The following is a 21260-nucleotide window of genomic DNA, read 5'->3' as shown; positions in this document are numbered from 1 at the left end:
CACATTCTGCAGCAAATCTGTCGTGGAATTGGGGAAGCGTAAAGCCCGGACAATCAGAACTCGGTTGTCATCCGATATCCGGCCGCAAAATACATCTTGGCAAACGTTACCGGCTGACCCTGCAGCCATGTGATACGCTCGGCCGTAAAAACGGGTTCACCCTCGGGAACGTCCAGAAAACCGGCCAAAGTGGTATCGGCGCGGCTGGCCAGAAAGGTCAACTCGACATTGGTGAACGGGACAGTTTGCACCAGCCAGTCATTGGGTCCGACGCTAGAGAAATCTGCCTGCGTGACCTGAGGTACGCTGTCTATCACGATCCAGCGGTCTTCGAACTGAAACGGCGAATTGCTGGAGAAATGCATGCATCGCACGTGCATCACACTTTGATCAGCACGTAGGGCCAACCGGGCCGCCAGCCAATCTGGGGCGTTCTGCGTTTCACATGACACAAGAGCGTAGCGATAGGTTCCGCCCGCCGCTTCGATTTCATCTCGGACTAGTGGAATTGTGAAACGCGCCTGTCGCTGCGGTGCGCTAAGGACCCGGGTGCCTGCCTTTCGGCGCCGTTCAAGAAACCCTTCATCCGCCAGTTCCCGCAGTGCTCTGTTGACTGTGGTGCGGGTGCACGAAAACTCGACCGCTAATTCTTGCTCATTGGGAAGCAGAGCGTCGGGCTGCAATTCGCCCGAGCGGATGCGGCGCAGGACGGTTTGCTTGATGTCTTTGTAGCTGGTTGTGTCGCTAGTTTGGGTCATATCAGTTCAGATGTCTTCCAAAAGGTCATTTATCGCGGCACGATAATTGTTCAGGATCGCATCGCGGGCGATATGCCGCCCGCCGCGCACCTGATGTCGCCCGGCAGACCAAACGTCTGTCACTGTTCCGTCAGGCGCGGCAAAGCTCAGGCCGTCAATCAATTGATCGTCGCGCAAAGTACACAGGGTGGGGTGACTTCGATCGATCGCAACCAGATCGGCCAGATGACCTATTGCGATCTCTCCGGCGTCGCGCCCCAGCGCCTGTGCGCCACCGCGGGCGGCTCCGGTATACAGCGTTTGACCGACCGAGCCTTCGCCACGTACCAGCACAGTGCGGGCCTTGTCGCGCAGACGTTGAGAATACTCCAGCGTACGCAATTCCTCGGGCAGTGAAATACGCACATTCGAGTCTGAACCGACACCAAAGGCACCGCCCTGCTCGATGTAGACGGCACCATTGAAAATACCATCCCCCAGATTGGCTTCTGTGATCGGGCACAGACCGGCCACAGCCCCGGATCGGGCAAGAGCGCGGGTTTCATCGTCTGTCATATGAGTGGCATGGATCAGGCACCATCGTTCGTTCACATCCACGTTGCTCAGCAGCCAATCTACCGGTCGTTGACCCAGAGCGGCTTCTACATCCGTGACCTCCTTCTCTTGTTCAGAGATGTGGATGTGCACCGGGCCTCGTGGGGTAGCGTTCAGCACTTGCCGTAGATCATCAGGCGAGGTCGCACGCAGAGAGTGCGGCGCGATGCCGATCTGGCTGTCTGCATAAGGCATCAGCGGCTTACAGTCCTCGACAAGCTGCAGGAACCTTTCCACATCATTGCCGAACCGCAATTGACCACCGGTCAGAGGCTCTTGCGCGACGCCGCCATAGGTGTAGAGCACTGGTAGATGTGTCAATCCAATCCCGGTTTGGCTGGCTGCCGAGAAGATGCGCTGACTCAGCTCAGACAACTGCGCATAAGGCGTGCCGCCGGGTTGGTGGTGGACGTAGTGGAATTCCCCGACCGCAGCATACCCGGCTTCCTGCATCTCCATATAGACCAATGCAGCAATGGACTCGATCTGTGCAGGAGTGAGGCGGTCCAGAAATCGGTACATCAAGGTACGCCAGGTCCAGAAGCTTTCGCGCCCTGCTACGCGCGTTTCGGTCATGCCCGCCATGGCGCGTTGAAAGGCATGGCTGTGCAGGTTCGCCAAAGCGGGCAGCAACACGTCGACCCGAGTGTCTTCGGGTTTTGGCTCGGTCCCTGATTTCAGCGCAGCGATCCGACCGTCCTCGATTTCGACTCGTAGGTTGTGCACCCACTCAGAGCCTAACAGGGCCGTTTTGGCATGAACCGTCATCGTAATTCCATTTTGTGTAGACTTTATATTTTTAGCCGTATACGAAAAAAACAAGCGCAGGGGGAGCCCAAAAGAATCGCCATGACGAAAAAAACTGTTCTTCGTAGCAAACATGTAGCCACCATGGGGGGCGACCAACCCTATGGGATGATCGAGGATGGTGCGATTGCCATCGATGGGTCGGAAATCGTTTGGGTTGGCGCTCGGTCTGCAATGCCGCCGTCATATGCCGAGTGGCCGCAGAACGACTATGGTGACCGCTTGATCACGCCCGCTCTGATTGATGCTCATACTCATGTTGTGTTTGGCGGCAACCGCGCGGTTGAGTTCGAAATGCGCCTGAAGGGCGCGACCTACGAAGAAATTGCTCGCGCGGGTGGAGGCATCCTGTCGACCGTAAACGGCACGCGGGCAGCAACAGAAGAAGAGCTGCTTGCAGGCGCGCTTTCGCGCGTGGACGCATTGCTGGCCGAAGGTGTGTCCTGCATCGAGGTGAAGTCGGGTTATGGGCTCGATACTGAAACCGAACTGCGTATGTTGCGCGCGGCGCGCCTTATTGCGCGGGAGCGCCCTATTCGGGTCAACACCAGTTTTCTTGGCGCACATGCCGTTCCGCCAGAATATGTGGGTCGGGATGACGTCTATATTGACGAGGTCTGCATTCCGACACTGCGCGCGGCTCATGCCGAAGGGCTGGTGGACGCGGTGGATGGGTTCTGCGAAGGCATTGCATTTGATCCCACACAGATCGAACGGGTTTTTGTTGTCGCGCAAGAGCTTGGCCTACCGGTGAAGCTGCATGCTGAGCAACTTTCAAATCTAGGCGGGGCTAAGCTGGCGGCAGCTTACGGAGCGCTATCCGCTGATCATATCGAATATTTGGACGCCGACGGTGTTGCCGCCATGGCCAGGGCCGGAACGGTCGCGGTCCTGCTGCCCGGCGCGTTCTATACGCTGCATGAAACGCAAGCTCCGCCGATTGAATTGTTGCGCCAGAAGAATGTTCCCATGGCACTGGCGACCGATTGCAATCCGGGGTCCTCACCCCTGACTTCTCTGCTGCTAACAATGAACATGGGGTGCACTTTGTTTCGCATGACGCCTGAAGAAGCATTGGCAGGTGTTACCCACGTCGCGGCCCGCGCTTTGGGTCTGGATGATACCGGCGTGATCGCGCCCGGATTGCGCGCTGATCTGGCCGTCTGGGATGCTACTCATCCTGCAGAACTGTCCTATCGCATCGGTTTCAACCCTCTGCATAAACGTATTTTTGGAGGTCAGGAATGACACCTCTGTTGCTTGTCCCCGGTCAGGTTTCGCTGGATCAGCTTGCTCAGATCTACTGGACCGAAGCCGCCATTTCGCTGGACGCCGCCTGCCGACCCAAGGTTGAGGTCGCTGCTGCACGCATTGCGCAGGCTGCCGAAGGAAGCGAGCCCGTCTATGGCGTCAACACCGGCTTTGGCAAACTGGCGAGTCACAAGATTGCGGCCAAAGACACCTCGACCCTGCAGCGCAACCTGATCCTCAGCCATTGTTGCGGGGTGGGGCCGGCTGTGCCGCGTCGTCTGGCGCGGCTGATGATGTCGCTCAAGCTGCTGTCCTTCGGGCGCGGCGCGTCAGGTGTCCGTTGGGAGCTTGTCGAATTGCTGCAGCAGATGCTGGCGCGCGGTGTGACACCGGTGATCCCGGCGCAGGGTTCGGTTGGTGCATCTGGTGATCTGGCGCCCTTGGCCCATATGACCGCGGTTGTGATCGGTGAAGGCGAGGCCGAAGTAAACGGCACCGTCATGCCGGGTGCTGATGCTTTGAGGACAGCCGGGTTAGAGCCGATACAGCTCGGACCCAAGGAAGGTCTGGCGTTCATCAACGGCACACAGTTTTCAACCGCGTATGCGCTGGCCGGTCTGTTCGAAGGATGGCGTTCGGCGCAAAACGCGTTGGTAATTTCGGCGGCATCGACGGATGCGATCATGGGTTCTACCGCCCCCTTGCAGCCCGAAATTCACGCGCTGCGTGGCCATCGCGGCCAGATCGAGGCAGCGGCGGCAATGCGGGCCACGCTGGATGGCTCGGAAATCCGCGAAAGCCATCGCGATGAGGATACGCGGGTGCAGGACCCATACTGCATCCGATGCCAGCCGCAGGTCACGGGTGCTGCGATGGATGTGATCCGGCAGGCCGCCGCAACGCTTGTGGTTGAGGCCAACGCCGCCACCGACAATCCGCTGGTTCTGACCGATCCGGATGCCATTGTCTCGGGCGGGAACTTCCACGCCGAACCGGTAGGCTTTGCCGCCGATATGATTGCTTTGGCCCTGTCAGAGATCGGGGCGATCGCACAGCGTCGGATCGCATTAATGGTCGACCCGGCGCTTAGCTTTGATCTGCCGCCCTTCCTGACGCCCGAGCCGGGGCTGAACTCGGGTCTGATGATCGCCGAGGTCACAACGGCTGCGTTGATGAGCGAGAACAAACATCTGGCCAACCCATGTGTGACCGACAGCACACCTACATCGGCCAATCAGGAAGACCACGTCTCGATGGCGGCGCACGGGGCGCGGCGTTTAGGCCGGATGGTTGATAATTTGAACTATATTCTGGGGATCGAACTGCTCTGCGCCGCGCAAGGCATCGAGTTCCGCGCACCTCTTGCGACCAGCAAAGCGCTGACCAGCGTGGTTGGGCGTTTGCGCGACGATATCCCGTCGCTTGGCGATGATCGCTATCTGGCGCCTGAATTGGAAACCGCGAAGTCCCTAGTCGAAAGCGGAACTATTTTGCAGGCAGCTGCAATGCCCATGCCGGAGCTGTCGTGATGCAGGTTTTCAGTGTTCAGCGTGGCGATGGGCCCATCGTGCTGGGACAGCCGCATGGCGGCACGTATGTGCCCGACGACATTGCTGCGCGACTGAATGCGAATGGGCAGGCGCTGGCGGATACGGATTGGCATATCAATCAGCTCTACGATGGGCTCTTGGCCAATGCGACGGTCGTGCAATCCCAAATCCACCGCTATGTCATTGACGCCAACCGAGACCCTGCGGGCGCATCATTGTATCCGGGGCAGAACACTACAACTCTGGTGCCGTTGACCGATTTTGACGGTCAGCCGATCTGGGCCGAGGGGCAGGAGCCCTCAACCGATGAGATTGAAGCGCGACGCATCGCCTACCACGCGCCCTACCACAACGCGCTTGAGCAAGAGCTTGAAAGGGTGCGGGCAATACACGGGGTTGCGATCCTGTTTGACTGCCACTCGATCCGCAGCAAGATTCCGTTCCTCTTTGAAGGCACCCTGCCGGATATGAACATCGGCACGGATGGTGGCGCGACCTGTGCCCCCGGCATTGAGGCCGCGGCCTATGAATTTTCGCATTCCTCCCCTTACAGCACCGTCCTGAACGGGCGATTCCGAGGGGGTTGGACGACCCGCCACTATGGCCGTCCTGATGAAGGCCAACACGCGATCCAGATGGAGCTGGCGCAATCTACCTATCTGTCCACCGAAACCCCTCCGTGGGCGTTTGACGAGGCGAAAGCCAAGCGCCTGCGTCGCTGGTTGGTGGATATTCTCGACGCCATCCAAGACACTGCATTGGAGCTTTGACATGACCGATCCTCGCAAGAATACCCGCGATATCTATCCGCCCACCGGCCCCGAACTGAACGCAAAAAGCTGGGTGACCGAGGCGCCCTTGCGGATGATGATGAACAACCTGCACCCGGACGTGGCCGAAAACCCGCACGAGCTGGTGGTTTATGGCGGCATCGGTCGCGCGGCGCGGACATGGAACGATTTCGACCGGATCGTCGCAGGGCTGAAAGATCTGGAAGAGGATGAAACCCTGATCGTCCAGTCGGGCAAACCGGTGGCGATCATCCGCACCCATAAGGATGCGCCTCGAGTTCTGATCGCCAACTCAAACATCGTGCCTCATTGGGCCAATTGGAATCACTTCAACGAGCTCGATAAGAAGGGGCTGATGATGTACGGCCAGATGACGGCCGGTTCGTGGATCTATATCGGTACGCAGGGCATCGTACAGGGCACCTATGAAACCTTTGCCGAGGCTGGCCGTCAGCACTATGGCGGCGACTTGACTGGCAAGTGGATTCTGACTGGCGGTCTGGGCGGCATGGGTGGCGCACAGCCTTTGGCGGCAGTGTTCGCCGGGGCCAGTTGTTTGGCGGTCGAGTGCAATCCGGATTCTATCGATTTCCGCCTGCGCACCAAGTATCTGGACGAAAAAGCCGAGACTCTCGACGAAGCGCTTGAGATGGTCGACCGCTGGACCAAGGCGGGCGAGGCGAAATCTGTGGGTCTGCTAGGCAATGCGGCTGAGGTGTTCCCCGAAATTTATGCGCGGATGCAGGCCGGTGGCATGCGCCCCGATATCGTCACTGACCAAACCAGCGCCCATGACCCGATCAATGGGTATCTGCCGATTGGCTGGAGCATGGCGCAGTGGAAGGACAAGCGCGAAACTGATCCTAAAGCGGTTGAAAAGGCCGCCCGTGCCTCGATGAAACAGCATGTCGCTGCAATGGTCGATTTCTGGAACGCGGGCGTTCCGACGTTGGATTACGGCAACAACATCCGTCAGGTGGCGCAGGATGAAGGCTTGGAGAATGCCTTTGCCTTCCCCGGCTTTGTGCCCGCCTATATCCGGCCGCTGTTCTGCAAGGGCATCGGCCCGTTCCGCTGGTGTGCATTGTCGGGTGACCCCGAGGATATCTACAAGACCGACGCCAAGATGAAGGAGCTGTTCCCTGAGAACGAGCATCTGCATCGTTGGCTGGATATGGCGCAGGAACGCATTGCGTTTCAGGGTCTGCCCGCACGTATATGCTGGATCGGCCTTGGCGATCGTCATCGCGCTGGGTTGGCGTTCAACGAAATGGTGGCCAATGGTGAGTTGAAAGCGCCGGTTGTCATTGGCCGAGACCATCTGGACTCGGGCTCGGTCGCCAGCCCGAACCGCGAGACCGAGGCGATGCTGGACGGCTCGGACGCAGTGTCGGATTGGCCGCTGTTGAACGCTCTGATCAATACGGCCAGCGGTGCGACCTGGGTCTCGCTGCATCATGGCGGCGGCGTGGGCATGGGCTTTAGTCAGCACGCGGGTGTTGTGATCTGCGCCGATGGGACCGATGATGCCGCGCGGCGATTGGAGCGCGTTCTGTGGAACGACCCTGCCTCAGGCGTCTGGCGTCACGCAGATGCGGGGTATGAGATCGCGAAAGACTGCGCTCGCGAACATGGGCTGCGCCTGCCTGGTATTCTCGGTTAGATCAATCTGCCTCTGGTGAAAATGCTGCACCTGCGATATCCCGCAGGTGCGCTAATCGGAGGCCTGACATGTATGTAGCTACTCTGCTGACCAACCCTGCGGCCCCTTCTTTAGAGGCGACGCTGGTTGAGTCGTTGCGGAATGCATGGGGCGGGGGTGATGCGAACTGGCTGAGCCTCGATGAGGCGGCCGAGTTTTCCCTGCCAGAAACTCCCGACAATCGCTGGGACGTCTGGGGCGAGTTGCAACAGATGGGCGTGGATCTGGTCGTGCAAAAAGCCGACGGTCGCCGGAAAAAGATGCTGCTGGCCGATATGGACAGCACCATGATCCAACAGGAATGCATCGATGAACTGGCTGATGAGGCTGGTGTCGGTGATCGGGTCAAGGATATCACCGCGCGTGCAATGAACGGCGAGCTGGATTTCGAAGGTGCGCTGACTGAGCGTGTGGGCTTATTGAAAGGGCTGGATGAAAGCGTGATCGGCAAGGTTCTGGATGAACGGATCACATTGATGCCCGGTGGTAAGGTGCTACTTGCCACGATGCGCGCGAATGGGGCCTATGCAGCGCTGGTGTCGGGTGGGTTCACGGCTTTTACGGCTAAGGTCGCCGAAGAGCTTGGGTTTGATGAGAACCGGGCGAATACATTGCTGGCTGAGGATGGCAAGCTTACCGGCGACGTGAAGCGGCCCATTCTTGGGCGACAGGCCAAAATAGAGGCATTGGAGCAGATCACAACACGCCTAGGTATCTCCGAGGTTGACGTGATTGCCGTCGGCGATGGAGCAAATGATCTGGGAATGTTGGGTCGGGCGGGGACGGGTGTCGCGTTGCACGCTAAGCCTTCGGTCGCTGCCGAATGTGATGTCCGCATAAATCACGGCGATCTGACAGCGTTGTTGTATCTGCAGGGCTATGGCAGGTCAGAATTTCAAGGCCTCTAAGGGGCTTCCTTTAATTTAACCATTGTGTTAAATAAAGCCATGAATACGCTTCTGGTCACATTCTCCGCTTTGTCTGATGCCACTCGGTTCTCGATTGTCGAGCAACTGATGGACGAAGGCGAACTGCCCGTCGGTAATTTGATAGAAGGCAAGGGCATGTCAGGGGCCGCGATCTCGCGCCATTTGAAGGTTTTGCGCAAGGCCGGGTTGGTGCAGCAGCGGGTACACGGCACGCAACGGATGTACTCGGTGCAGCCCGAGGGTCTGCGCGCGATAGCCGAATGGACGATTTCGAAACGACATTTCTGGGAAAGCAGCCTCGACCGTTTGGAAGAGCTTATTGAAAGGGAAAATTCATGGCCGACCTGAAACTGGAACGAGATTTTCCCGTTAGTCCCGAGGTCCTGTTCGCATGGGTCAGCGATGGTGCGAAACTTCTGCAGTGGTGGGGGCCCGAAGGGTTGCATGTACCGGAATATGATCTCGACTTTTCGCGCATTGGTCCCTGGTATTCGGTTATGCAGAATGGCGAGGGTCAGCAGTTCAAAGTCTCGGGTCACGTTACCCATATCGATCGACCAAAATCTGTTGGATTTACGTGGGCTTGGCATGACGATCAGGACCAGCGCGGTGCGGAAAGCCATGTGACCTTTTCGGTTACCGCGACCAACAGCGGATCACGGCTGGTGGTTGATCACCGTGAACTTGTCGATGCCGAATCGGCCACGAACCACAACGAAGGCTGGACATCGTCGCTGCGCAAACTCGAAGCACTTTGCAAATAGGTTTTCATCAGGGAGGAGCGATATGCCCCAATATTTGTTTGTTTATCATGGGGGTCACACCCCAACCGATCCCGCCGAGATCGAGGCGACCATGGCCGCTTGGGGCGCTTGGTTTCAGGAAATCGGCGGCTCATTAGAGATTCCGGGAAATCCTGTAGGCCAGTCCTACACGGTCAGCAGTGGTGGGATCGAAGACAATGGTGGTGCAAACCCGGCCTCGGGTTTCACGGTGGTCAAGGCTGATAGCATTGACGCCGCAACCGAGATGGCCAAGGGCTGCCCGATGGTTGTGAACGGCTCGGGTTCGGTCGAGGTGGCCGAGGTCCACGAGATCGAGATGTAATCCTCAGCCGGGGAAGCCCGGTGCAGGTTTGATAGCGCCGCATTCCAGCCCACGACGGCTATACTGTGTGGCATTCATGAATTTGCGAGTGGCCGGGTGATCGGCCTCTAGCACACCTAAATGCACTAGAATCGCGGCAATGGCGCATTCGCTGGCGCGGGTAGTGCCGTCAGTGATTTTAAGCGCAACGCCCATTCGCTGTTCAGGGATGATGGCAACAAAGACGGCCTCGGCCCCTGTCTTGATTGCAACGCGCCCGTTCATCGCTCGCATCAACTCGGTGCAAGCGCGAGTTTCACCTGCGACAAGTTCGGGATGTTTCACCATTGCTTCTGTGAGCTGTACCGCTGCTTCGCTGGAGCGGTCCGAACGGTCTGCGGCAGAGGCAAACCAGGCCATCGATCGCGCAAGCCCTACCAGTGATGTCGCAAAATTTGGGGCGGAGCAACCATCGATCCCATAGGTTGGGCTGGTCTCGCCAGTGGTTTCCTCGATGGCAGACAGGCAGGCCTGCTGAACAGGATGATCTATTTCCAAGTATTCCGGCCCGGCCCCCATATGCTGCGCCAAAGTAAGGAAGCCGCAGTGCTTGCCTGAGCAATTGTTGTGAATCTGGCAAGGTGTATCGTCCGCAAGAATCAACCCGTCGCGGGCCGCCATGTCGGCAGGTTCCTGCGGGCCACAGCGCAAGTCAGGCTCGGACAGACCGAGGTGATCCAGCCAGGCGGAAACACGATCCGTATGGATTTGTGCACCATTGTGCGAGGCACAAGCCAGAGCCAGATGCTCGCTGTTCAAACCGTATTTTGCAGCTGCTCCCGAGGTGATCAGCGGCAGGGCCTGGATCATTTTGGCCGAGGAACGGGGATAGATCACCGCGTTTGGATCACCCCAGCTGCGCACGATCTGACCACTATCGTCACAGATCACTGCATGGCCCATATGCAGGCTTTCCAACAGTGACCCGCGCCAGAGTTCTGTCATCGGTACGGCTTGTGTCATGTCCACCCCATCAATCATGCGCAAAAATCTGCCAATCGCCCTTTCGCCTGTGGCGAAACCTGCGTTAGTGTGTGTATGTCGACAATCATCGGAATACGCAACTGATCAGACGAACCGGCAGAGTTCGCACGTATTTCCGATGGGTATGAGGTAATAGGTCGGGCTAGGAGGCTGAACCGATGGGATTAAAGCTCGTCCGCGTGATCGCGGGCCTGTGCATGGCAGGAATGGCGACAACGGCAATTGCGCAGCAGGCGACCAGTACCAATCGCGTCGCTGCAAAAACGGACTGGAGCGTGTTTGTCGAGGACGATCCAACCGAATGCTGGAGCGTATCTGCCCCGAAAGAGACCGTGAACACACGCGGTGGCCGGGTCGTTTCCGTTCGGCGCAGCGATATCCTGCTGTTTGTGTTCTATCGCCCGAATGCCGAGGTTAAAGGGCAGGTGACCTTTACCGGCGGCTATCCGTTTGCGTCTGGTTCTACTGTCAATCTGGTTGTCGATGGCAGCGAGTTCGAGCTGTTCACCGATGGTGAGTGGGCATGGCCTGCGACCGCCTCGGACGATGCCAAGATCGTCACAGCGATGAAGCGCGGAAGTGAGGCGGTGCTGACCGCCCGTTCGGAACGTGGTACGCAGACCAAGGACACTTTCTCGTTGCTGGGCTTTACGGCCGCGATTGAAGACGCGGAAACGCGCTGCACGAACTAAGCCACAAGCAGATCAAATTCCGAAACCCCGCTTTCCGGCGGGGTTTTATTTGTTTGGTCCGATCCTGTGTGTTTTCAGAAATTTACGCTACGTAGAGCGGTGTTTCTTGATCCGTGTCAAAGCCTGCGTCCCCGTTTTCTGAACTAATTAGTTCAGAATTTGTTGAGGAGTCGGCAATGAACTTAAGCAAAAACCTGGCAGTGCTCTTGATGGCGTCTGCGGTGATCCTTGCAGGTTGTGAGAAAGGATCGGAAACCTATCCGATAACGGGTGAGCAATGTGGTCCGGAAGATCCCGTAAAGACCCTGGATGCAGAAGATTGCTACATCCCGCCCGCAGTAAACTAACAACAGTGGGCCGCTTAAGTTTCTGCTTTAGTGGCCCATCTTGATTGGGCGCGCATCTTGATCTGTGATAGACAGATATCTCTGTCTGGAGGATTGATGGATGCGATGGGCATTTGTTTTTTTGATGTTTCCGATATCCGCAATTGCGGATCCAACTATGGAGTGTATTGACGCCGGTTCGCAGGTGGAAATTGGATCTTGTGTTTCGGATATGGAGTTGCGGGTAAACGCTGCGATAGACTCCAGCTATTCGCTGGCGCTTGGCTCCGCACAAGAACTGGACGAGGTCACCGGACGGGTCGTCGCTGTGCCTGCGCTGGAGGCCTCGCAAAACGCGTGGGTGGCCTATCGCGATGCGCAGTGCGAAGCGGTAGGTGCTTCGTTCGGCGGAGGATCGGGTACGGGGATCGCCATCACAGCCTGTCGGGTTGACCTTGGCCGGGCGCGGGTTGACGAATTGTTGCGTTACGCAAATTGAAGCACGAATTCTTTTGATCTTTACGTGTGTTCCTATATAGAGGCGCATCCCAAGCCAGAATCCACCGAGATACGCCAATGTCGCCCAAAGCGCCGATCACTCAAGACGTCATGACCATCCCCCGCAAACTGCCCGAGGGGAAGATGAACCTTGTCGGTTTGACCCGCGATCAATTGCGTGAGGCGCTAATTGAACACGGCACGCCCGAAAAGCAGGCGAAGATGCGCACGGGGCAGATTTGGCAATGGATCTACCAATGGGGTGTGCGTGATTTTGGTGAGATGACCAATCTGGCCAAGGCCTATCGCACGCAACTGGCCGAGCAGTTCGTAATCGAAATCCCCGAAGTCGTGACCCGTCAGGTTTCAGAGGACGGCACCCGCAAGTATCTGTGCCGCATCGCGGGCGGGCATGAGGTTGAGGTTGTCTATATCCCTGAAGATGATCGCGGAACGCTATGCATCTCATCTCAGGTGGGCTGTACGCTGACTTGTTCCTTCTGCCACACGGGCACGCAGAAATTGGTGCGCAACCTGACAGCAGCCGAAATTGTCGGGCAGGTCATGATGGCGCGTGACGATCTTGAGGAATGGCCAACACCGGGTGCGCCCAAAGATGAAACACGCCTGCTGTCAAATATCGTGCTGATGGGTATGGGCGAGCCGCTTTACAACTTTGAAAACGTCCGTGACGCAATGAAGATCGCGATGGACCCCGAGGGGATTTCTCTGTCCCGTCGCCGCATCACGCTGTCGACCTCGGGTGTGGTACCCGAGATCGCGCGCACGGCTGAAGAAATTGGATGCCTGTTGGCGATCTCGTTCCACGCTACCACTGATGAAACTCGCGACGTACTTGTTCCGATCAACAAGCGCTGGAATATCGAGGAACTGCTGCAGGCGTTGGCCAGCTATCCCAACGCGTCGAATTCTGAACGGATCACGTTCGAATACGTGATGCTGGATGGCGTGAACGACAGCGACGAAGACGCACATCGCCTGATCGCACATATCAAGCGCCATAACATCCCGGCCAAGATCAACCTGATCCCGTTCAACGAATGGCCGGGCGCGCCCTACAAGCGCAGCTCGAACAATCGTATCCGCGCCTTTGCGAACATCATCTATCAGGCGGGCTATGCCTCACCCATCCGCAAAACGCGGGGTGAGGATATCATGGCGGCCTGTGGCCAGTTAAAATCGGCCACCGAACGGGCCCGGAAATCGCGAAAGCAGATCGAGGCTGAAGCCGGGCTAAACCGCTAAGGGCATGCGCCGTTGCTTCACGCGAAAAACTTAATGAATTGAGTGCTGTTTCCTTGTTCAAAATTTGGTATCTTCGGCGCAGACCCGCTCTGGATGGGGAACTCACCGACAGACACAAGGTGGTGAGATTGCCGGGGCGGTGCTGGTAACACCAATTAAGGCCGCTACCATTTTTCTGAAGCAAAGCGGCATTTAGGCGAACTGATCAGTCAGGGAGGCCACAATATGATTGTAAGTCACCGGCAAGTCTTGGGTATCGCGGCTGTTCTGGCGATCTCGGGATTTGTTCTCCACGCGGCATCTGCTCAGACCAAAGATCAGGATGCGCATTTGGCGATTGAAAACCCAGCCGATCTGACCAAGGAGCAAGCGCAGAAACACTATCAGTCATTGATACGACGCATGTCGCGGGGTTATGCGGCGGCACAGATGGACTTGATCCGAAACTATCAGAACTGGCCTTTGTTCAACGATGCGCCCTACATCTCGGCCACGCATGGGCAGCGCTATGTCAACAGCTATGCGAACCGCATGGCCCACAATTACGGCACATTGCAAGAAGGCGAAGAGCTGCCTGCGGGCTCGGTCCTGGCCAAAGACAGTATGACTGTCACAGATGAGGGCAATATCCATCCCGGTGCCCTGTTCGTGATGGAGAAACTGCCAGAAGGCACCAACCCGGAAACAGCCGACTGGCGTTACATCATGGTGATGCCGGACGGTTCGCTGTTCGGTGATACGATGGGCTTTCGCGCGTCAGAGGTCGATTACTGCCATGTCTGCCACGAGGCCGTCGCGGACCGGGACTATACGTTTTACGTACCCGAAGAGTATCGTATCGCAGAGTGATCTTCAGGCCGCCGGGTCCGGCAGCTTCAGCTCAGTCGCTTCCTGACGGCTCAGCTGCTCACCCTGTTTGCGTTTGGATAGGACCTCGCGGGCGAGCGCGAATTTCTCATCCTGCCAGAAGATCAAACAGCCGTTGCAGCCTTTGCCGCAACATCCCTCGGTTCCGATACGATTGGTTTTGAAGCGGCGCTCATTGCCGTCTTCGCCGATTTTCTCGACCAGCTCGTCACGGCGGCGGGCATAGGCCTTGGGGTTATTGCGACCTGAGGTTTCCAGCCCCTGCACCAGCTTGTCAAAGCGGATGCGGCTCCAATGTTCGTCGGTCAGGGCACGTTCTTTGCGCAGGACGGAGTAGACCGGGAAACGGGTGCGCAGATCGTCGATATCCTCGTGATCGAACAGGGTGAAGGGAAGGCGGATGATGGTTTTGGTACTGCCTTGCACAACGTCCAGCCGCGCCCCATCATGCGCGCGTTCAAAGTCATAGACCCGCAGCAGAACTGTCTCGCGCGAAATCGGAGAGACGAAATCCAATACATCCCCCGGTTCCAGCTTGTTTTTCACCTCGACCAGAAAGGCATCCTCGGTCACCTCGGTGACGATCCCGGCATATTCCCACTGCGCAATCGAGGCTGTGTGTTCGTAATCATGTGCATAATTGGTCAGGCGGCCTTCGTGGAAAGCCAGCGTGTAGCCGCGGTTCCCGACTGTTTCGAGTTCACGCATATAGGGCTTCGGGTCCCAGTTCTCGGGGTCGGCGTGATAGTCGTCGATGGCCATACGATAGGCGCGCGCGACGATGGCGGCATAGTATTCCGATTTGCCGCGCCCTTCGACTTTCAGACTGTCGACACCGATCTTCAAGTATTCATCCAGCTTGGGCATGATGCACAGGTCGCGGGAATTGAGGATGTAGGATCCACGATCATCCTCTTCGATGGGCATCAAATCACCGGGGCGACAGCCTTCTTCCAGCAGGAATTCGAATAGGTCGGCGTTTTCATCGGTAATGCGCAGCTCCTGATGCGTTCCGTCTTTCAGACGCAGTTTCAGACCATAGTTCCAGCGGCAGGAATTGGCGCAGTTGCCCTGATTGGCCCCGCGTTCGGCCATGAAGTTCGACAGTAGGCAGCGGCCCGAATAGGTCATGCACATGGCCCCGTGCACAAACGCCTCAAGCTTGATATCGGGGCATTCCTCGCGAATCTCGACCAATTCGGGGTATGAGACTTCGCGGGCCAGAACCACAAGCTCGGCCCCCTGATCCTGCCAGAACTTCACCGACAACCACGAACAGATATTGGCTTGCGTCGAGATATGCAGCGGCAGTTCCGGCGCGCGTTCGCGGACGTATTGGAACACTCCGGGGTCGGCGATGATCAGCCCGTCAGGTTTCACCTTGCGGACAGTGTCGATGTATTCGTCCAGCTTCGGAATGTCCTTATTGTGCGAGAACAGGTTCAGTGTCAGGTACGCGCGCCGGCCATGGTTGTGGCAGAACTCGACTCCCTCTATCACCTCTTCCAGCGAGAACTCGGACTTTGTCCGCAGCGACATATCCGGTGTGCCCAGATAGACCGCATCCGCGCCATAGAGGATGGCGAGTTTCAACTTACGCAGATTGCCCGCAGGCATCAGCAATTCGGATCTGGACTGGGTCATGGGGATACCGGGCTAAGGATCAAGGGCGCCTTCTACGCCAAAATCCCGGCTCCCAAAACCCCGTTAACTGCGACGGAATCGCGCTGTTCCGATCACTTCGATCAGTTGTTGGCGAACCGGTTCCGGTTGCGCCTCGACTGCGTTCAAAACCTCGCGCAGTTCGGCGCGCAGCCCATGCATCTGGTCGATCAGAGAGATCATCATCGACAGTGCATCGGCCTCCATGTCGTACTGGTCATGCAGTTCGCATGCCAGTTCCAGACGTGCAACGTCGATACGCTGATATCGCAGACCTTGCTCCGATTGCTCGGGGATCACGATCTCAGCGGCCAGATATTCGGTCAGGCGATCCGAAGTCAGGCGGGTGATGGCGTCGATCAGTTCGGCTTCGGTCAATGTGCGGCTCATGACGGCATTCCTTTGCGCGGATCATAGCCGTGGGTTTCGCGCCATGTCTCCATGAAGTGCTTCAATTCATCGTCTACCTTATCTGGCATTGCGACGGTCAGTTCTATGAACTGATCGCCCCGCTCGGACGAGCCGCGTTTCTTGACTCCTTTGCCACGCAGGCGCAGGGTTTTGCCGCTGCTGGTCCCCGCTGGGACACTGACATTGACGCCACCGTCGATGGTGGGGGCGGGAACCTTGCCACCCAGAACGGCCTCATCAATGGTGATGGGCAGCGTGATGTGGATGTCATCGCCCTGACGGTCGAACACCGGGTGATCCGCAACCGAGATCGTCACAAGCGCATCGCCGGGAGGCCCATCGCCGTACCCCGGGGCCCCTTTGCCACGCAGGCGGATGGTTTGCCCGGTCGTGATACCCGCAGGTATCTTCACTTCAATCCGGTTCCCATCTGGCAGGGTCAATTTCTGGCTGGCTCCAAAAACGGCGTCCAGAAAGCTGATCTGCAGCGAGTAGTTCAAGTTGTGGCCCGGTGCATGGAACTCCTGCGTGCGCTGTCCATATCCACCCCGCCCGCGCATGAATTCGGCAAAGATGTCGGACATATCGTCCTGTTCAGCCGCGTGACCGCGATAAGGGTTGCCTGCAGCCTCGGCATATTCGCGATAATACTGCTGCTGCGGACGTTCCTGTCCCGACGCATCAATTTCGCCATTGTCGTAGCGTTTGCGCGTCTCGGGGTCTTTCAGCAGGTCATAAGCAGCAGCAGCGGCTTTGAACTTGGCCTCTGCCTCGGCATCGCCCGGCTTGAGGTCCGGGTGGCATTCTTTGGCGATCTTCCGATAGGCTTTCTTGATCTCGGCATCGCTGGCGTCTTTGGCGACGCCAAGTACGGAATAGGGGTCGTCGCTCATCTTGCCTCTCGTCGATGTGGGGTTTGGCCTTGATGAAGGTATTTTATCAATTGATTTCAACAGGTCAAAAAGAAGAGGCAGCTAAATTGTCTCGTAAATCTGTCAAGCTCTGCTAATATTAAGATGTTTCAGATTGATCATTGACGGAGATCACCCCATGACGCGCAGGCTCAAATCGGTGCTGGCATTGCTGGCTGGGAACGCCATCGGGCTGCTATTGGCCAGTTTGCTGCTGTCAGAGTTTGCGATCCGACCGATTTCCTTCATCGTGGTGGTAGTCGTGTTCACCCTGGTCCAGGTGATAGCCGAACCGCTGATCCTGAAGCTGGGGGAAAAGAAGGCGCCGGCGCTGAAGGGCGGAATTGCCTTGATCGTAACCTTTGTTGGCCTTCTGGTCACCGATCTGATCACATCCGGTCTGACCATTGGCGGTATCTCAAATCTGTTGGCCGCAACCTTGCTGGTATGGTTGGGCGCTCTGATCGGCAGTATTGTGCTGCCGATCTACGTGTTTCCCGAACTGCGCGACCCTAAGAAATAGTCATATCGCGTCTAAACTGGCCTCGATGGCCTGCCACAACTCGTCCACCGGTTCGCACCCCACGGACAGGCGGATGAACGCAGGATCGACAGCATCCCCCCAACGGGCGCGCCGCTCGGCCGAACTGTGGACGCCGCCGAAGGATGTAGCCGGACGCAGCAGTGGGCAGCTGTTGATGAACTGTTCGGCTTTGGTCTCGGTCTCAAGCGTGATGCTTAGCAGAAACCCGAAGCGCGTGGTTTGAGCCGTCGCCAATGTGTGCGCCGGATCATCGGTCAGTCCGGGATAGCGGGTCTGTTTCACGGCCGGGTGCGCCGCCAGCCGTTCAGCCAGTATTTGTGCTGAGCTACACATCCGATCAAACCGCACATCCAGCGTCTCCAAACCCCGATGTAGCAACCACGCCTCGTGTGGCCCCGGAATCGCACCAGAAACGCGGCGCCATTCCTCAACTCGCTCCATGATTTGCGTATTGCGGCTGGCGACGTGGCCCATCAGCAGGTCCGAATGCCCGCCCATCGCCTTCGTATTCGAACTCACCACCACATCGACGCCAAGGTCCAGCGGGCGTTGGCCCAAGGGTGTCATGGTTGTGTTGTCTGCGATGGTGATGCCACCGGCTTCGCGCACAGCCCCGGCAATTGCGGGCAGGTCTAGCATGTCCAGACCAGGGTTCGAGGGGCTTTCCAGAAACACCACATCGAATCCATCTAAGCCGCCCTCGGCGAAGGCTGTGGTTGGACGCTCAACAATCGAGACGCCCAGATTTGATAGAAACCGATCAGCCAAAAGACGTGTCACATAGTAGCCGTCGGACGGGATCAGCAGGCGCGACCCGGTTTTGACAGTCGCAAACAAGGCCGCCGAAATTGCACCCATACCCGAGGGAAAGCTGAGGCAGGGCGCATCTTCCAGATGCGACAGAACGTGTTCCAGATGCACCCAGGTCGGGTTATCGACCCGGCCATAGCTGGCATGCCCATCCGGCGCGCCGGGCAGATGGTACATGCTGCTTTGGGTCAACGGCAGGGCCACAGGTTCACCCTTTTTCAGGGCATTCCCGCGCAAGTGCAACATTTCTCCGGTCTTCGGGCTCATGGCTCAGCGCCCCGGTATTTCATCGCGTGGGGGCGCGGGTTCCCAATTCTCGATGATCTCGACCGCCTCTTGCGCAGTGTCGACAAAGCGGAACAGGTCCAGATCCTCGTCCGAGATGGTGCCTGCATCGGCCAGCGCTTCCCAGTTGATGACCTTCTCCCAGAACTCACGCCCGAACAGCAGGAAAGGGACGCGATCCATGCGGCCGGTCTGGATCAAAGTCAGGGATTCGAAGAGCTCATCCATGGTGCCGAAGCCGCCGGGGAAGATGGTGATGGCGCGAGCGCGCATAAGGAAGTGCATCTTGCGGATGGCGAAGTAGTGGAAATTGAAGCTGAGATCAGGCGTCACGTATAGGTTCGGAGCCTGCTCGTGCGGAAGCACGATGTTCAGGCCGATCGAACACCCGCCCGCATCCTGTGCACCACGGTTACCCGCCTCCATCACGCCGGGGCCGCCACCGGTGACGATCACATTTTCGCGGCAGCCCGTCTGATTTGACTTCTCGGTCATCAGCCGCGCAAACTCACGCGCTTCATCGTAGTATTTCGACAGCCCGGCCAAGGTCTCGGTCCGCGCCGTGTGTTTCTGAGCGGGTTCCGGAATGCGCGCGCCACCGAACATGACGATGGTCGAGGTGATCTCACGCTCTGTCATGATCATCTCGGGTTTCAGCAGCTCCAGCTGGAGTCGTACGGGGCGCAGCTCATCCCGGCACAGGAAGTCATCATCAGCGAAGGCAAGGCGATAGGCCGAAGACCGCGTCTGCGGGGTATCTGGTACCTCGCTTGCGGTCGAGCGGTCGGTCTGTGCGTCGCGAAAGGGGCTGAGGCGATCTTCTCTCATAAACGGGGTTCCCTGCTTGCGTGTTTCCAAAACAGCTATAGGGTTCGCGGGCAGAGTGCCAGTCACGGAAAGACAAGAATGGATCGGAAAAGTGAAATATTGGCAGCGCGGGATCGCATTGCCGGACACGCGCAGGTCACACCGGTGATGGAAAGCCATATTCCGGGCTATCCGATTGAAATGAAGCTTGAACATATGCAGCACACCGGCAGCTTCAAAGCGCGCGGGGCGTTCAATACCCTGCTCAGCATGGATGTGCCCGCGGCAGGCGTCGTGGCGGCTTCCGGTGGCAACCACGGTGCGGCAGCGGCTTATGCCGCGCAATCACTGGGCTACCCAGCGAAGATTTTTGTGCCCGAACTTGCAGGCCCCTCCAAGATTGCGCTGATCAAGCGGATCGGGGCTGATCTGAGTGTTGTTTCGGGTGAATACGCCAATGCACTGACCATGGCGCAGGCGCATGAGGAAAGCACCGGCGCCATGCAAATCCACGCCTATGATGCGCCAGCGACGGTGGCAGGGCAAGGGACATGTTTTGCTGAATGGGACGCGCAGGGCTTGCAGGCGGACACAGTATTGGTGGCCGTGGGCGGCGGTGGGCTGATTGCCGGAGCTTTGGCATGGTTTCAGGGTGCGCGCAAAGTCGTGGCGGTCGAACCGGAAACCTCTTGCGCGCTGAATGCGGCGTTGGCTGCGGGCGAACCGGTTGATGTTTCCGTTTCGGGCATTGCAGCGAACGCACTGGGCGCACGGAGAATTGGTGAGATTTGCTTTGGGCTGGCCCAAGGTATGAGTTCGGTTCTGGTTTCTGATGATGCGATAGCGCAAGCCCAGAATACTCTGTGGCAGACGCATCGAATACTGGTTGAACCAGCAGGGGCTGCTGCGCTTGCCGCACTGATTTCGGGCGCTTACCAGCCGGAGCCGGGTGAGCGTGTCGCAGTGCTGATTTGCGGCGGGAACATCGCGCCAGATCCGCTAACGGGTTGAGAATACGGCTTGTAGATGTTGTTCATGGATTTTATCTATAATTCATGACCGCAACCATTGCCGACACAATCTATAATGCCCTGAGCCAGAAAATCATCACCGGCGATCTTCCTGCCGGTGAAAAGCTGCGTCAGGACCATATCGCGCGCGACTTTGAGACCAGCCATGTTCCGGTGCGCGAAGCACTGCTGCGGCTTGAGGCGCATGGATTGGCCAAAAGCGAGCCGCGAAAGGGCATGCGCGTCACCGCGTTGGACGCTGCCGAAGTGCGTGAGGTGATCGAAATGCGTGTCGCGCTGGAAACGCTGGCAATGCAGCATTCCGTGCAAAACATGACTCCATCTGCTCTGAAGGCCGCTGATGATGCACGAAAGGCGTGTGATGAGGCAGAGAGCATGCCTCAGTGGGAGGCGCGGAACAGGGTGTTTCATCGTGCCATCCTGACACCATGCGGGTTGCCCCGCCTTTTGCATTCTGTCGATGACCTGCACATCGCCAGTGCCAGGCACTTGTTTGCACATTGGCGGCCCAAATGGGTGCAGCGCGTCGATACGGATCACGCTGCGATCATTCAGGCACTGAAGAGCAAAGACATTTCCGCCGCAACCTCGATACTTGTGCGCCATATCCGTCGTGCAAGCTGATACTTTCTGCCTTT

General features: G+C 57.8%; 24 protein-coding genes. 16 read left to right on the top strand and 8 right to left on the bottom strand.

Features of this window, described 5'->3' with window-relative positions; genetic code table 11:
• Positions 1 to 53: 53 nt before the first annotated feature.
• Entirely contained in the window at positions 54 to 758 is a 705-nt protein-coding gene (locus ACR0A1_RS16945) for a GntR family transcriptional regulator (protein WP_170425961.1), read from the bottom strand.
• A 6-nt stretch (positions 759 to 764) separates the two neighbouring features.
• Complete coding sequence (locus ACR0A1_RS16940; RefSeq protein ID WP_170425959.1) at positions 765 to 2120, bottom strand: formimidoylglutamate deiminase; 1356 nt, start codon at positions 2118 to 2120, stop codon at positions 765 to 767.
• Between the two features lie 81 nt (positions 2121 to 2201).
• On the opposite strand from ACR0A1_RS16940, the gene hutI reads away from it, so the two are divergent.
• The 8 genes from hutI to ACR0A1_RS16900 all read left to right on the top strand — a co-directional run bounded on the left by hutI (position 2202) and on the right by ACR0A1_RS16900 (position 9489).
• Entirely contained in the window at positions 2202 to 3407 is a 1206-nt protein-coding gene (gene hutI, locus ACR0A1_RS16935) for an imidazolonepropionase (protein ID WP_480868480.1), read from the top strand.
• Positions 3404 to 4939: a histidine ammonia-lyase gene (gene hutH, locus ACR0A1_RS16930; RefSeq protein ID WP_480868478.1), complete on the top strand. Its 1536-nt coding sequence runs from the start codon at positions 3404 to 3406 to the stop codon at positions 4937 to 4939. Before hutI ends, hutH begins: the two co-directional genes overlap by 4 nt.
• Positions 4939 to 5730 carry an N-formylglutamate deformylase gene (hutG, locus tag ACR0A1_RS16925; RefSeq protein ID WP_480868476.1) on the top strand — a complete coding sequence of 264 codons (792 nt, stop codon included), beginning with the start codon at positions 4939 to 4941 and terminating at the stop codon, positions 5728 to 5730. The genes hutH and hutG overlap by 1 nt, the downstream gene beginning before the upstream one ends.
• Before the next feature lies 1 nt (position 5731).
• Entirely contained in the window at positions 5732 to 7414 is a 1683-nt protein-coding gene (gene hutU, locus ACR0A1_RS16920) for a urocanate hydratase (RefSeq protein WP_480868474.1), read from the top strand.
• Positions 7415 to 7482: 68 nt separating this feature from the next.
• On the top strand, positions 7483 to 8361 hold the full coding sequence (serB, locus tag ACR0A1_RS16915) for a phosphoserine phosphatase SerB (protein WP_480868472.1): 879 nt from the start codon (positions 7483 to 7485) through the stop codon (positions 8359 to 8361).
• Between the two features lie 39 nt (positions 8362 to 8400).
• Positions 8401 to 8730: an ArsR/SmtB family transcription factor gene (locus tag ACR0A1_RS16910; RefSeq protein WP_223117169.1), complete on the top strand. Its 330-nt coding sequence runs from the start codon at positions 8401 to 8403 to the stop codon at positions 8728 to 8730.
• Positions 8718 to 9146: an SRPBCC family protein gene (locus ACR0A1_RS16905; protein ID WP_480868470.1), complete on the top strand. Its 429-nt coding sequence runs from the start codon at positions 8718 to 8720 to the stop codon at positions 9144 to 9146. Before ACR0A1_RS16910 ends, ACR0A1_RS16905 begins: the two co-directional genes overlap by 13 nt.
• Before the next feature lie 22 nt (positions 9147 to 9168).
• A complete protein-coding gene (locus ACR0A1_RS16900) occupies positions 9169 to 9489 on the top strand; it encodes a YciI family protein (RefSeq protein ID WP_170399083.1) in 321 nt (106 codons plus the stop codon).
• 3 nt (positions 9490 to 9492) lie between these two features.
• Here ACR0A1_RS16900 and ACR0A1_RS16895 read toward each other — a convergent pair whose 3' ends face one another.
• Entirely contained in the window at positions 9493 to 10491 is a 999-nt protein-coding gene (locus tag ACR0A1_RS16895) for an asparaginase (RefSeq protein ID WP_480868468.1), read from the bottom strand.
• A 179-nt stretch (positions 10492 to 10670) separates the two neighbouring features.
• Here ACR0A1_RS16895 and ACR0A1_RS16890 point away from each other — a divergent pair, with 179 nt between their 5' ends.
• The 5 genes from ACR0A1_RS16890 (at position 10671) to ACR0A1_RS16870 (ending at position 14143) form a co-directional block, all read left to right on the top strand.
• A complete protein-coding gene (locus ACR0A1_RS16890; RefSeq protein WP_170399079.1) occupies positions 10671 to 11204 on the top strand; it encodes an invasion associated locus B family protein in 534 nt (177 codons plus the stop codon).
• Positions 11205 to 11380: 176 nt separating this feature from the next.
• Positions 11381 to 11551, top strand: coding sequence for a hypothetical protein (locus tag ACR0A1_RS16885; protein ID WP_170399076.1), 171 nt, complete (start codon positions 11381 to 11383; stop codon positions 11549 to 11551).
• A 157-nt stretch (positions 11552 to 11708) separates the two neighbouring features.
• Positions 11709 to 12029 carry a lysozyme inhibitor LprI family protein gene (locus tag ACR0A1_RS16880; protein ID WP_480438911.1) on the top strand — a complete coding sequence of 107 codons (321 nt, stop codon included), beginning with the start codon at positions 11709 to 11711 and terminating at the stop codon, positions 12027 to 12029.
• A gap of 77 nt (positions 12030 to 12106) precedes the next feature.
• Positions 12107 to 13294 (top strand): dual-specificity RNA methyltransferase RlmN, encoded by a 1188-nt coding sequence (rlmN, locus tag ACR0A1_RS16875; protein WP_170562225.1) that lies wholly within the window; start codon positions 12107 to 12109, stop codon positions 13292 to 13294.
• Between the two features lie 225 nt (positions 13295 to 13519).
• Positions 13520 to 14143: a cytochrome P460 family protein gene (locus ACR0A1_RS16870; protein WP_480868465.1), complete on the top strand. Its 624-nt coding sequence runs from the start codon at positions 13520 to 13522 to the stop codon at positions 14141 to 14143.
• Positions 14144 to 14146: 3 nt separating this feature from the next.
• On the opposite strand, the gene ACR0A1_RS16865 is transcribed toward ACR0A1_RS16870, so the two are convergent.
• The 3 genes from ACR0A1_RS16865 to ACR0A1_RS16855 form a co-directional block, all read right to left on the bottom strand.
• Entirely contained in the window at positions 14147 to 15805 is a 1659-nt protein-coding gene (locus ACR0A1_RS16865; RefSeq protein ID WP_480562277.1) for a U32 family peptidase, read from the bottom strand.
• 63 nt (positions 15806 to 15868) lie between these two features.
• Positions 15869 to 16213, bottom strand: coding sequence for a hypothetical protein (locus tag ACR0A1_RS16860; RefSeq protein WP_170611369.1), 345 nt, complete (start codon positions 16211 to 16213; stop codon positions 15869 to 15871).
• Entirely contained in the window at positions 16210 to 17127 is a 918-nt protein-coding gene (locus ACR0A1_RS16855; protein ID WP_170399059.1) for a DnaJ C-terminal domain-containing protein, read from the bottom strand. The genes ACR0A1_RS16860 and ACR0A1_RS16855 overlap by 4 nt, the downstream gene beginning before the upstream one ends.
• A gap of 157 nt (positions 17128 to 17284) precedes the next feature.
• Here ACR0A1_RS16855 and ACR0A1_RS16850 point away from each other — a divergent pair, with 157 nt between their 5' ends.
• Positions 17285 to 17668, top strand: coding sequence for a hypothetical protein (locus tag ACR0A1_RS16850; RefSeq protein WP_170399056.1), 384 nt, complete (start codon positions 17285 to 17287; stop codon positions 17666 to 17668).
• On the opposite strand, the gene ACR0A1_RS16845 is transcribed toward ACR0A1_RS16850, so the two are convergent.
• The gene (locus ACR0A1_RS16845) at positions 17669 to 18766 is read right to left on the bottom strand and encodes a cystathionine gamma-lyase (protein WP_480868462.1); all 1098 of its coding nucleotides are present in this window, start codon (positions 18764 to 18766) and stop codon (positions 17669 to 17671) included.
• Positions 18767 to 18769: 3 nt separating this feature from the next.
• Complete coding sequence (locus tag ACR0A1_RS16840; protein WP_170399048.1) at positions 18770 to 19612, bottom strand: LOG family protein; 843 nt, start codon at positions 19610 to 19612, stop codon at positions 18770 to 18772.
• Positions 19613 to 19690: 78 nt separating this feature from the next.
• Between ACR0A1_RS16840 and ACR0A1_RS16835 the strand changes: the two genes are divergently transcribed.
• Positions 19691 to 20602 (top strand): threonine/serine dehydratase, encoded by a 912-nt coding sequence (locus ACR0A1_RS16835; protein ID WP_480868460.1) that lies wholly within the window; start codon positions 19691 to 19693, stop codon positions 20600 to 20602.
• Positions 20603 to 20646: 44 nt separating this feature from the next.
• Positions 20647 to 21246: a GntR family transcriptional regulator gene (locus ACR0A1_RS16830; protein ID WP_480868458.1), complete on the top strand. Its 600-nt coding sequence runs from the start codon at positions 20647 to 20649 to the stop codon at positions 21244 to 21246.
• The last annotated feature ends 14 nt before the right edge of the window (positions 21247 to 21260 follow it).

Source organism: Ruegeria sp. D6, from assembly GCF_056534365.1.
The sequence above is the reverse complement of the archived record's forward strand: the minus strand, read 5'-3'. Positions and strand labels throughout refer to the sequence as shown.